We start from the raw sequence: 12,570 nt of genomic DNA, 5'->3' as shown, positions 1-12,570 counted from the left end.
CTATAGACAATGCAAGTAGAACAATTGGAAAACGTAGAAGGAAAAATAGAGAAATTCGTGGATAGCGCTATTGCGTATGCCCCGATTTTGATCAGCTCCATTATCTCGGCAGGACTGATCCTTGTCCTGGGGCTCTGGCTGATCCGCATGGTGCGGAAGTTGGTGGACCGGATTTTCGTGAAAAGGGATATCGACCCGAGTATCAGGACTTTCTTGGGGAATTTGATCAACTGGATTTTGAAGGTCATGCTCTTTATTGTTGTTGTCAGTCAACTGGGTGTGCAGACTTCGACATTTATCGCTGTAATCGGTGCTGCAGGTTTGGCAATCGGTATGTCCCTGCAGGGGTCGCTATCGAATTTTGCAGGTGGGGTATTGATCCTGTTGTTCAAGCCTTTTCGAGTGGGCGACTATATTTCGTCGTCGACGGGGGTGGATGGAACGGTTAAGGTAATTGATATTTTCAATACCAAATTGGTGACGCCACAGAATCAGCTGGTCGTCATTCCCAATGGGGAATTATCCAACAGCAACATTACAAACTACACGGAATTGGGGACACGAAGAACCTGGTTCGATATCGGTGTAGCCTATGATGCGGACCTCCGCCAAGCGAAGGAAATTCTGTTGGACTGTGTCCAGAAGAATGAATATGCCTTTAAAGATCCGGCTCCGGATGTGGTGGTGACAAGCCTTGGCGACAGCGCCATCAACCTTTCCGTACGTGTGACCACCAACAATGAACATTTCTGGACCATGCAGGAGCAACTGATCATCAGTTGTAAGGAAGCGTTGGATGCGGCGGGCATCGAAATACCTTTCCCACAAACGGATATTCACATCAAGCGTAACTAATACGCTGGCGCAGTTTATCGGATGTAATGCAGGCTGGATGAATACCAGTCTTCTGCAACAAAATAAGTCGCACCGTTTATTCGGGGCGACTTTTTGCATTTCCGGATAGTAGATCGTTTTCGTAGCCCGAGAAGTGGGGCGTGGGATATGTCCTAATCCGTGATTTTATTTGCCGGATATTTGGCTATGCATAAAGTGTAAAAAAGCTGACAAGGATAGGAGATATTTCAAAATATTTGATAATTGGTCTTTAATTTGAGGGGTCGTGTATGGTTGCTGACAATTTGCTGCTAATGCAATGAAAAAATAGTGGATTTGTTTAGTTTTGGGCAGTACACATATGCTATTGATAGCCATACGCTGTTGCCCACACAGCAATGGAAGTTTTGTAAAGCTTAGAAATAGGGATTAACATGATAATGAAACAAAGGAACGGCAATATTTACCTGAAACCAGTGCTGACTGGTGTTCTTTCCGTTTTGCTTGCGGCAGGTTATGCGCAAGAAGATAAAAAACAACAAGAGAATGGAGAATCCACAGTGGAGGGCGTAGACACACGGCCCCGCGTTATGGATTCCATAGAGATTGTTCGGGATTACCGTCCGATGCTGGCCGATGCGGTCAAGATCCGCCGGAGTCCGGATATGAATATCAATCGGGAGTCGCTCGAGAATGAGTTGCGCTTGATTGCGGCAGGTATGTATTTCCAGCAGAATAAATACCGTGAACCATATCACAGCCCATTGAACCAGAAGTATCCCAACGCTTCACGCGATAATATCGACAACAACCGGATCGGTATCCTGGCGTATCGAGGTAAGGAGTATGAAAGAGCAGCTTCCATTCTGAGCAAGGTAAAACCGAACGATGCTTTTTATCAGAGTTCGATTCTCGGTCTAGGGCATATCGCGCTAGAATCGGGGGATAAGGTGAAGGCTCGGGAAGCTTTTTACAAGGCCTCTCAAATGGACCACGACCCGGATCTGAAGGCCGACGGTCTGTACAATTATGCGAAAATTCTGAATGAATTGGACTCCGCACAGGCTGCCCTGCAACCGCTGAAAGAATATATTTCCATGAAATATCCGGACCTTAGCCCGGAGACGGACAAATCGGAGACCACGGAGTCGCGCATGGCGCAGATCCTGAAGGGAACAAGCAATTTCCAGTCAGCTGTATACCTGTTGGAATCTTTCACGAACAGGGATGAAAAAGCGGAACGGATCTTACAGAAAATTACGTATTTCCGCGGATTGGAATTTTATAATGAACGTGCTTTCGAGAACAGTATTTCCATGTTCATGCGTTCGGAGAAATTCCCGTACGATAAGGAAATGGCCGCTCTGGCGACCTATTGGAAAGCGGAGGCCATGTATGAGGTGCGCAAGTATGGCGAGGCCGTGGATAACTTCTCGCGTTTCCTTCGTCTACCTGAAGCACGCACAACGAGTGTGTACAATTATGCGAATTATGCCCTGGCGTATGCGGCTTTCCGTATCAACAGGTATAGCGTAGCGGCGGACTATTTTGAGCGCTATCTGGCAGCTGAGGGGAGTTCCTTGGATAAAAATGTACGCTATGATGTCATCGCACGTTTGGGCGACTCGTACCTATCCATGCGCAATTACGGGCGTGCCAGCGATTACTACGATCAGTTGATCAACAGCAAAGCGCCTAACCAAGATTATGCCCTGTTCCAGCGCGGTATCCTCCAAGGACTGCAGGGTGATAATGCTGCGAAGCTCAATACGCTGCGGTCGGTGGTCGAGAAATTTCCACAATCAAATTATGCGGATGATGTTGCATTCGAGATTCCCTACATCGCATTTACCGAAGGGGATTACGATGTTGCGATTGCCGGATTACAGAAGATGATCAAACAGTACCCGCGCAGTAGTTACGTGCCTCGGGCATTGATGACCATCGGTCTGGTACAGTACAATAAAAATGATTCAGAAGCAGCTATGGCCACCTTCCAGAAAGTAGTGAAGGATTACTCCAAAACTGGGGAAGCAGCGCAAGCATTGCTATCCATAGAAAATATTTACCTGGATCAGGGTGATGCGACAAGTTATATCCAATATGCGACCAATTCAAGTGTGACCAACCTGAGTGAAGGGGAGCAGGATAACCTGGCCTTTCAGGCCAGCCGTCGGTTGTTCGACCGAAAACAATACGGACCGGCAGTGGAAGCTATCAATGCCTACTTTGATAAATTCCCGAAACCGAGACAGGAGAAACATGCCCGTTATATCCGCGGCGTAAGCTTATACCACACTGGACATCCGGAAGAAGCGCTGCACGACCTGAATATCATTCTGAACGACTGGACAAGCCAGTATACCGAGAATACCTTATTGACGGTGGCTGCGCTTTACCTGAGCCTGAAGGAATACAATGAGGCAATCGTGCACTTAAAGAAATTGGAGCTTAACTCCGATTACAAGGATAACTACGGCTATGCCGTGAAGAATCTGATCATCTGCTATTACGAGATCGGTGATTACGAGCAGATGAACAGATACATAAAAATTCTCAAGAATTATGCGGGAGCAACGGATGAGGAAATTGCAACCGCCCACATGTATGCTGCGAAGGCCTACGAAAAGCAGGGTGATAAAGCCTCAGCAACGAAAGAGCTGAACCTTGCCGCGCTGAAGAGCAAGTCCGCAGCCAGTGCCGAGGCGCGCTATATGGTTGCCCTGCAGCAATACAAAAATAAACAGTACGATCAGGCCGAGAAGTCCGCTTTTGATGTGATCGAAAATATGGATGCCAACGATTATTGGGTTGCCAAGAGTTTTATCCTGTTGGCAGATACCTATGCCCGCAAAGGAAATACCGTGCAGGCAAAAAGTACCCTGGAGAGTATCATCGAGAATTATGAAGGCGATGATGATGTACTGACAGAAGCTAAAGATCGTCTGCAGAAACTGAAGAAGGCAAAGTAATTGTTGAGATTGGGTAGGGGGATTGCATAGGTGCAATTGCTTGGAAATAAAAAGTCGTTCCGGAAGTCCGGAGCGACTTTTTTTGTGGGGAGGGCTTTTTATTTAGTGATTTTCATTGGTAACAGAGGGCATCGTGGAAACACATTCCCGTTGTCATTCGATAATCCTGTCATACCAGTCCGTAAGTTCCAGGAAAAGCGCAATCACTATATCTTTGATATGTTTGAAGTTTTAAAAGATTAACTAGACGGATTGACATCGAACTGGCTATATATTTCTTTGTCGTATTTCGGATTACGTTTTCACTTAAAAGGCTTTTCGCTGTGGCCAATATCTTATCGCTGGTCTTTATTTTGTAAAATTAGAACAATTGTTCTAATTTTACATAAAAACTCATAATTTTACCTCTCGGAGATAAGAACGCATGAACTGAGTAGCTTTGATCCAATAGCAAAATGAATAGTTATGACAGAAATTTATCACTTAAACTGCGTCAAGATCGTCTCTCCGTATGCTGACAATGTTTGCGGACATTGTCTGCTTTTGAAGCAAAATGATCGGATGGCACTGATCGATACCGGCATCGGTGTTCTTGATAGCCAGCAGCCCGAGGAAAGGATAGGGCACGAACTTATTAAAATAACAGGATATCGATTTGATGAAAATCAAACCGCTGTTAGGCAAATTGAAGGTCTTGGATTAAACTCCGAACAGATAACCGATTGCATCATTTCTCATCTGGACAACGATCATATCGGTGGACTTCCCGATTTCCCCCATGTAACGGTGCATGTCGGCAAAGAGGAATATGAAAATTATATGTCAGGCAATCCGAGATACCTAAAAATTCCGTTGCAACATAATCCGACCATTAAAACTTATGGGAAATCAGATAAGCTGTGGTTCGGTTTCGAAGCCAGAGAAGTAATTACTGCATTGGACACAGAAATATTGTTGATACCGCTTCCCGGACATACATTGGGCCATTGCGGGGTTGCTATAAAAAACGGTGACGGATGGCTATTTTATGTAGCAGATGCTTATTATCTACGGGAGGAATTGTCTAATATTGATCATCCAGTTCATGAACTGGCGGAGATGAGGGCAGACGATAATAAGATGCGCATCGATACCCTGGAGAAAATCCGTGAGCTGATGCAAGCCCATCCGGAAATCGAAATTTTCGGATACCATGACATTAGAGAATTCGAACGATTCAAAGTAACCGAAAGCAATAACATAAAAAGATGATGATGCGGATAAATAATAGTACAAAAGCTGATATTAAGGAGATTTTCAGGCTTTATAAGATAGCAACAGACTTTCAAAAAACCAGGTTTACGGTCCACTGGCCGGAGTTCGAGCTTGAGTTGGTGGAAAACGAAATCAACGAGAAACGACAATGGAAACTGGAGATTGATGGCAGGATTGCTTGTGTATGGGCGACGACGTTCGATGATCCGCAGATATGGGAAGAACGGAATTCAGATCCTTCCGTTTACATTCACCGGATAGCGACGAATCCTGATTTCAGAGGACAAAATCTAGTGGCTGAAATTGTAAATTGGGCCAAGGACTATGCAGCTAATAACGGCAAGAGGTTTATAAGAATGGATACCGTGGGAGATAATACAAAATTGATTGCTTATTATGGAAAATGCGGATTCGAATATCTTGGACAGCTGAAGCTCAGAAATTCAGAAGGTCTTCCAGCACACTATGATAATGCAACCGTCAGTTTGTTTGAAATAAGATTGAAATGATAATATGGCAACATCCTTGATTATAACGTTGAAAACACTATTTGAGCGAGATCTTAACAAGCTCAAAGTTGAAATAGAGTCTTACCAAGATGAGCGAACGATTTGGCGTGTTGAAAAAGGAATAGCAAACTCTGCTGGAAACTTATGTTTACATCTTTTAGGCAACCTGAACACCTATATTGGGGCTGAAATTGGAAAGTCGGGATATATCCGAAACCGTCCATTGGAGTTTTCATTAAAAAATATCCCTGTTTCTGAACTGCTCCGCGAAATCAAAAAGACTAAAGAAATTGTGATAAGTTCTCTTGAGAATTTAACCGATAAAGACTTAGAGAAAGAATATCCGATCGAAGTATTTGACCGAAAGACAACTGTTTCATTTTTTTTGATTCATTTGGCAACTCACCTTAATTATCATTTAGGACAGATCAACTATCACAGAAGATTGGTCACGATGTCATAAACGTGATTGCATTACATTATTCTTTCAATTTTAGGGATGTTGCTAGGTGATAGTCCTGCCATTTAATCAGTTCAAAATAAAAAAACCGTTTCAAAATTTCTTCTGAAACGGTTTTTCCAGTGCGCCCACCTGGGCTCGAACCAGGGACCAAAAGATTATGAGTCTTCTACTCTAACCGACTGAGCTATAGGCGCGGTTTTATTGTCTGAAAAAGGGGCAAATTTGTGCCTTTTTGACGATGCAATTATCGATATTTGAGACGAGAAAACAAAATTTTGTATGCAAAAAGTTAAAAATATAATTCTTGATTATGGGAATGTAATTTTTATGATTGACTTTCCTCGGGTTCGTCAGGCGTTTATGGATTTGGGTATCAAGAACGTAGATGATTTTTTCGCACATCACGGTCAGGATAGCCTTTTTGATGCGTTTGATAGGGGGGAGATCACCGTTGCTGAATTTCGCGATGGGGTCCGTGCGAAAGCGGAAAGACCCGACCTGACCGATCAGCAGATCGATGACGCTTGGAATTCCCTTTTGCTGGGTGTTCCGGAAGGGAAACATGAAATTTTGGAGGAATTAAAGAAGAACTATCGGACTTTCCTCTGCAGCAATAACAACGAACTGCACTATGCCTATTGCATGAACAGTTTACAGGAGCAGTACGGTATTCCGGATAATGAGCAATTCTTTGAGCGCACCTATTATTCCCACCTCGAGGGTCTACGGAAACCGGATACAACTATTTTTGAGCGTTTGCTTCAGGAAAATGGACTCATTGCGGAGGAAACGCTGTTTATCGATGATAGCCCCCAACATTTGGAAGGCGCTGCAAAACTGGGGATCCAGACTGCATTATGTACGAAAGAGCGCCCGTTGGAGGTCCTGGTGAAGGAGCTGAATTTAATCTAAGTTTTTTCTTGCCAAATCCTTCTTGTTTAGCTATCTTTGCACACCAAGAATTTTACGACGGAAGGAGGTATACAAAAAGCTATGATTATTGTAAATGTAAAAGAAGGAGAATCTTTAGATAGAGCATTAAAACGTTTCAAGAAGAAATTCGAGAAGACTGGCGTTTTAAGAGAATTACGTTCACGTCAAGCTTACGAGAAAAAATCCGTTGCTCGTCGTATCCAAGTTAAGAAAGCGATTTATAAACAATCTTTAAATCAAGATAACGGATAATACAATGGCGCCTCAAGGCGCCATTTTTTGTATATATACGTTTGGAAAAGTTATAGACCAGGGGAATTTCCGGGTTGTAAATTTTTTTTAAAATAGTTACACCCCTGACGGGGTTGCCTGGGTTTTTACCATGGTTGCTAAAATAGTTACACCCCTAGCGGGGTTGCCTGGGTTTTTACCATGGCTGCTAAAATAGTTACACCCCTGACGGGGTTGCCTGGGTTTTTACCATGGTTGCTAAAATAGTTTCACCCCTAGCGGGGTTGCATGTGTTTTTACCATGGGTGCTAAAATAGTTACACCCCTAGCGGGGTTGCCTGGGTTTTTACCATGGTTGCTAAAATAGTTACACCCCTAGCGGGGTTGCGTGGGTTTTTACCATAGCTGCTAAAATAGTTACACAATGACGGGGTTGCCTAGCGTATAACTATAATGGTCCATCTATCATATTCCTTCCAGGCCCCACCAAAATTCCGCACCAGCGTGAAAGACAAATCCCATTTTTCGCTAGGCTCCTAATAGCCATGCCAGCCATAGTCTAAAGATCAATAAATTTAATGCTAATCAAGGCTAAAGAGGCCTGGCAACCCGCCATAAGTCAAAATACTTACTACTTACTACTAAATACAAAAGCTCGTTTACGACGAGGTGTTCCCACTGAACCAGCCACAGTCTAAAGATCAATAAATTTAATGCTAATCAAGGCTAAAGAGGTCTGGCAACCCGCCCTAGGTCTAAATACTTACTACTTACTACTAAATACAAAAGCTCGTCTACGACGAGCTTTTCAAGTACCTCCGGTGGGAATCGAACCTACATCATCAGAACCGGAATCTGACATTCTATCCATTGAACTACGGAGGCGGCAGGCCAAAAATAATATTTATTTTGGGTATTCTGCAACAATAGCTTGCATATTTCGGCAAGCTATTGATTTTGAATGCTATGAATTAATGGTCATGACCATCGTGTTCACCTTCTACCAGGTGAAGTTCGAATTTAAGGTCTAAATCGTTCGCTCCACCGAATTTATTGAAATCGGCATTGAAGATATCCGTCGTGGTATTGATGCTCTCTTTAACACCTGGGTTGAGGTGGCGCATAACGTAACGGAAATTAAAGCTCTCTGTTTGTTTCAATACACGGATGTAACCTGTAACACCGACTTTCACTTTATCACCCGCTTTGTTTACATCGGCATAGGAAACCGCCAATGCATCTTTTGGAATATTCAATAGGAAGGCAAAGTGCTGGTCGGCACGCTCGACAAATGTAGATTGACTCGGACGGCCGGCAAAATCTGTAACCTTCAGCTCGAAGCGGTAAGCCTTACCAACTTCCAGGTGCATGTGTGCACCTACTGGTGGCAGGAATTTCTCACCGGAGAATTTGATGCTGTCCTTTTCCGCATTGGCAATATCGTTGTAATGGAAATGGTCGTCATGCGCTTCCGCTTCCACTTCCGTGAATACCAACGTTGCGGAACCTACTTCTTCCTGATCGATTTCCGGTGTCGGATCGTCTTTGGAACAAGATTGGAATGCGAATGCTGAAGCAATTATAGATAAGGTTAAAATGTACTTTTTCATGATTTTTTGGTGTTAAAATTTAAAGTTTAAGGATAGAATAAAGTTTCTTCCCGGGCGGTGCGCGTAGTAGTGGAATCTGTCCATATAGTCTTTGTAAGAGGTGTTGAACAGGTTTTCCACCGCTAGGGAAATATGTAATTGCTGCTTGCCCACGGCAAGAGGCTGCGTAATGAAAGCATTGAACAGGTGATAGGCCGGGGGCGGAGAGGTGTAGTCCGTCCCAGCTTCGAAGCGCTTTTGCTCGGCCACGAACTCATGACCAAACTTTAGGTATGCGGCATCCGTTTTTCCGAAATACCACTGGATTGCATGCTGCAATCTATCCGAAGGGATGTAGGGCAGATACGTATCCGCAGATTGGTCCTTTGCGCGCACCAGCGATGCCTGTAGGCTATACTTGATCGACGGAATAACCTTCCAGTCGAATTGCAGATCAGCACCGTAGAAAAGCGCATTGACCTGTGCATAGCTGAATACGGGGAAAGTACCTCGGATGGTCTGCCGAATGGAATCCGGATTGGGCGCTGCATAGATGTAGTTGTGGATAAGCTGACCGTAGACATCCGCTGTCAGGGACCACGTCTCTGCTCGGTGACTGATCGAATTTACCCATTTGACGCCCTGTTCGGCCTTCAGGTCCAAGTTTCCGATTTCATAGATTGCTGCTGCGTGGTGAACACCATCGCTATACAATTCGTTGGCCGTAGGTGCTCGCCATGCGAGTCCGATACTGGATTTATACTGCCATTTTTCGGAGATCGGATAGACCACACCTAAGGATCCGGAAAAGTTGTGGAACTGCCGGGTGTCTTCCAGCAGGTATTGTTCCGGCACATCCTCCTCCTTATTGAAGCGATAGCGGTATCCGGCGGCATCAAAGTATTTGAAATCGTAGCGCCATCCCGCTTCCAGGGTCAGCGTATTCCATTGGAATTGGTGGATGCCGAAAAGGCCCAGATTATAGCTGTCAAAATTCGGAATTATCGGCGTTGTGCCCGTTCCGGTCACATTGTTGTTCACCTGTGTACCGGCATTAAGGCCTACACTGTGGTTTTTATAACGTAGGATCAGGTCCAACGCTTGACTGGTCAGTACCATGTCCGACATCGGGACATCATCGGAAACGGCGCGGCGCATGTCGAATTCCTTGCGGTGGTTCTGCTGCCAGGCATACTGCGCTTCCAACGCCAGCCCAGAATCGAACTGCTGTTGGTATTTCAGTTTTCCGAGTTGATGGTCCACACGTTGTTTCGGTGCATTGATCGCATAACTGAAGTCGTATTTCTCAAAAGGTTCGCCATGTTCGATCCGTGCATAGATGTCTTCCACGCTGCCGATATGGGCACCATAGAATACCCCCAATTCGGTAGCGAAGCGGCTGTAATAGGCTTCCATGAAACTGTTGTTCCGGCGGTATTGAAGCTGTCCTGAAAAGTTGAGCTCCTGAACGCCGGTGTTTCCCAGATTATAATCTGCAGTACGGATATCACCGAGCTTTTTGCCCGATACTTGGGCCTTCCAAGCAAGCTGTGGGATCCTGTTGATGCCTCCGGAGAATTGCAGATTGGCTGTGCCACCTCTGCCATTGGATTGTCCGATTAGATCTGCACGTCCTTTGAATGCATTAGGGTCGATATTTTCAGATCTCGCAATCAGGACACCACCCAGGGCATCGGCGCCATAGCGCACTGCCTGCGCCCCTTTGATCACTTCGAATTCATCCGCGGTGAAAGGGTCCATCTCTGGCGCATGTTCCATTCCCCATTGCTGTCCTTCCTGTTTCACGCCGTGGTTCAATAAGAGCACGCGGTTGCTGTGCAGCCCGTGAATAACAGGTTTTGCTACGGAATGGCCCGTATTGAGCAGGGAAACACCGGAAAGATTGGCAAATACCTCAGCAGCCAACTTGCCCTTGCTGGCTTCGATCGTCTCTTTTGAAAGACTGGATCGGATGGCTGATTTCTGCTCTTCTCTTGTGCCCTGGACAGCAACCGCTTCGATCTTTTCCGCGTACGTCCGTAGGGTAACTTTCAGCAATTCCCCATCATGTGCATGAATAGGGTACTCAAAGGTTTCATAGCCTAATGCCGATACCCGTAGGACCATATGTTCGTGTCCATCATCCTTATGGATGCGGAAATGACCTTGGCTGTCGCTGACCGTACTGGACTTGCTGCCTACTACAGTGATGCTCGCTCCGAAAATGGGTTTTTGCTCCTCATCCAATACAATACCTTTAATGTATGGTGCGGAGGTGGATTGGGCTTGGGAATTGGCCATCAATATAACCAATGCAAGCGCCCAAATGTATTTCAACATGGATGTCTTTAATTATACGTATACAATGCTTTTATTACGCTTGTGTGGGTATAAGTAAGATGGGCGGCGCCCGGAGGCCTTTAGAATAAAAAGGTTTTAAGTAGGGGTGTGATTTGTAATCTTCCGAAAGGGTGACCTTAATTTCCAATTCCACGGGAGTTGCATCCCAATGGAAGGCATTTTGTAAAGAAATGCCTTGCTGGAAATACAAGAAGCAGTATTGACAATCGGCATGATGGTCATGCTGATCATGCGATTCTTCAGTGGTGTGGCACGATGGGCCATGGTCTTCGTGATGGTGGTCATGAGCCACGATAAGCCCCATGGAAAGCACCAGAATGCTGATCCATAGACTAACGATACTATTTTTAAACGGCCTTAAACTCCTTATCACGGTGCAAATATACTTCAAATGCAATGTCGTTGCAAATTAAAGTAAACATTGTTGCATTTATGATCGCGGATGGTACTGTGTTATGACACTTTGCAGATATTCTTTGTCGATATGGGTATAGATTTCCGTAGTGGTGATGCTTTCATGGCCCAACATATCCTGGATAGCCCGTAAATCTGCGCCACCTTCGACCAAATGCGAGGCAAAGCTGTGGCGAAAGGTATGGGGGCTGATTTCCTTCTCCAGACCGATCTTGCTAGCCAAGTCCTTTATGATAAGGAAAATCATGACGCGCGATAGGGGTGCGCCGCGCCTGTTGAGGAATAGAAAATCTTCCTGCCCATGCTTGATGGTTTGATGCACCCGAACTTCCTCCATGTAGATCTTGATGTATTTTATGGCCTGCTGGCCGATGGGGATCAGACGTTCCTTATTGCCCTTGCCTTCCACCTTGATGAACTCCACATCCAGAAAAAGGTTGGAGATCTTGAGGTTGCAGAGTTCGGAAACGCGTAGGCCGCAGCCATACAGCGTTTCCAGGATAGCCTTGTTGCGCATCCCTTCCGCAGTCGATAGGTCTATCGCTCCGATGAGCTCGTCGATTTCTTGGATGGACAGCACCGCCGGAATCTTTCGCGCCAGCCGTGGGGTCTCTATCAATTCAGCAGGATTATTGGGCAATAGATTTTCAACCTGCAAGAAATTGAAGAAAGTTTTGATGCCGGAGAGTAGACGTGCTTGGGTGAACTCGGAAATGGGAAACTGATTGACCCAACGCAGAAATTCCTGGATATCCTTCGTATGCATCTGTTTTAAAGCAATTTGTTGAGATTCAGCAAAACTCTGTAGTTTCTGTACATCGTTGAGGTAGGCCAATATACTGTTGTCACTGAGGCCGCGTTCCAGTAATAAATAGCGTTTAAAATCCTTTTTGAGTAGCTCCCAATCCATTTGTTAAATATATTTAAAAGATCCCAAGATTTAACAATCTGTTTTAATGATAAAATAATTTATCGTAGATTGGCTCTCAAATTTAAATTAATAACCATTC

General features: G+C 44.9%; 11 protein-coding genes and 2 tRNA genes. 8 read left to right on the top strand and 5 right to left on the bottom strand.

The window, feature by feature from the left end; translation table 11 throughout:
• The first annotated feature begins 9 nt into the window (after positions 1 to 9).
• From G6N79_RS13445 to G6N79_RS13425, 5 genes are all read left to right on the top strand, one after another.
• Positions 10 to 855: a mechanosensitive ion channel family protein gene (locus tag G6N79_RS13445; protein ID WP_103905242.1), complete on the top strand. Its 846-nt coding sequence runs from the start codon at positions 10 to 12 to the stop codon at positions 853 to 855.
• A 413-nt stretch (positions 856 to 1,268) separates the two neighbouring features.
• Positions 1,269 to 3,806, top strand: coding sequence for a tetratricopeptide repeat protein (locus G6N79_RS13440; RefSeq protein WP_103905243.1), 2,538 nt, complete (start codon positions 1,269 to 1,271; stop codon positions 3,804 to 3,806).
• A 465-nt stretch (positions 3,807 to 4,271) separates the two neighbouring features.
• Positions 4,272 to 5,057, top strand: a complete 786-nt coding sequence (locus G6N79_RS13435) for an MBL fold metallo-hydrolase (protein WP_103905244.1) — start codon at positions 4,272 to 4,274, stop codon at positions 5,055 to 5,057.
• Positions 5,054 to 5,569 carry a GNAT family N-acetyltransferase gene (locus tag G6N79_RS13430; protein WP_103905245.1) on the top strand — a complete coding sequence of 172 codons (516 nt, stop codon included), beginning with the start codon at positions 5,054 to 5,056 and terminating at the stop codon, positions 5,567 to 5,569. The genes G6N79_RS13435 and G6N79_RS13430 overlap by 4 nt, the downstream gene beginning before the upstream one ends.
• 4 nt (positions 5,570 to 5,573) lie before the next feature.
• The gene (locus G6N79_RS13425; RefSeq protein ID WP_103905246.1) at positions 5,574 to 6,032 is read left to right on the top strand and encodes a DinB family protein; all 459 of its coding nucleotides are present in this window, start codon (positions 5,574 to 5,576) and stop codon (positions 6,030 to 6,032) included.
• A 120-nt stretch (positions 6,033 to 6,152) separates the two neighbouring features.
• On the opposite strand, the gene G6N79_RS13420 is transcribed toward G6N79_RS13425, so the two are convergent.
• A tRNA-Ile gene (locus G6N79_RS13420) sits at positions 6,153 to 6,226 on the bottom strand.
• Between the two features lie 85 nt (positions 6,227 to 6,311).
• Here G6N79_RS13420 and G6N79_RS13415 point away from each other — a divergent pair.
• Both G6N79_RS13415 and rpsU read left to right on the top strand, forming a co-directional pair.
• Positions 6,312 to 6,944, top strand: coding sequence for an HAD family hydrolase (locus G6N79_RS13415; protein WP_103905247.1), 633 nt, complete (start codon positions 6,312 to 6,314; stop codon positions 6,942 to 6,944).
• Positions 6,945 to 7,025: 81 nt separating this feature from the next.
• A complete protein-coding gene (rpsU, locus tag G6N79_RS13410; protein ID WP_103905387.1) occupies positions 7,026 to 7,217 on the top strand; it encodes a 30S ribosomal protein S21 in 192 nt (63 codons plus the stop codon).
• A 792-nt stretch (positions 7,218 to 8,009) separates the two neighbouring features.
• Here the strand turns inward: rpsU and G6N79_RS13405 are convergent.
• The 3 genes from G6N79_RS13405 to G6N79_RS13395 form a co-directional block, all read right to left on the bottom strand.
• Positions 8,010 to 8,081 (bottom strand) — tRNA-Arg (locus G6N79_RS13405).
• A gap of 86 nt (positions 8,082 to 8,167) precedes the next feature.
• Complete coding sequence (locus G6N79_RS13400) at positions 8,168 to 8,806, bottom strand: hypothetical protein (protein ID WP_103905248.1); 639 nt, start codon at positions 8,804 to 8,806, stop codon at positions 8,168 to 8,170.
• Positions 8,807 to 8,818: 12 nt separating this feature from the next.
• Positions 8,819 to 11,125, bottom strand: a complete 2,307-nt coding sequence (locus G6N79_RS13395; protein WP_103905249.1) for a TonB-dependent receptor — start codon at positions 11,123 to 11,125, stop codon at positions 8,819 to 8,821.
• A 196-nt stretch (positions 11,126 to 11,321) separates the two neighbouring features.
• Here G6N79_RS13395 and G6N79_RS17785 point away from each other — a divergent pair, with 196 nt between their 5' ends.
• Entirely contained in the window at positions 11,322 to 11,477 is a 156-nt protein-coding gene (locus G6N79_RS17785; protein WP_160003628.1) for a hypothetical protein, read from the top strand.
• Between the two features lie 99 nt (positions 11,478 to 11,576).
• On the opposite strand, the gene xerD is transcribed toward G6N79_RS17785, so the two are convergent.
• Entirely contained in the window at positions 11,577 to 12,470 is an 894-nt protein-coding gene (gene xerD, locus G6N79_RS13385; protein ID WP_103905250.1) for a site-specific tyrosine recombinase XerD, read from the bottom strand.
• Positions 12,471 to 12,570: the final 100 nt, after the last annotated feature.

It is taken from the genome of Sphingobacterium lactis, assembly GCF_011046555.1.
Classification (GTDB): Bacteria; Bacteroidota; Bacteroidia; order Sphingobacteriales; family Sphingobacteriaceae; genus Sphingobacterium; species Sphingobacterium lactis.
Note: the sequence above shows the minus strand (reverse complement) of the source record. Positions and strands in the feature narration are given on the sequence as shown.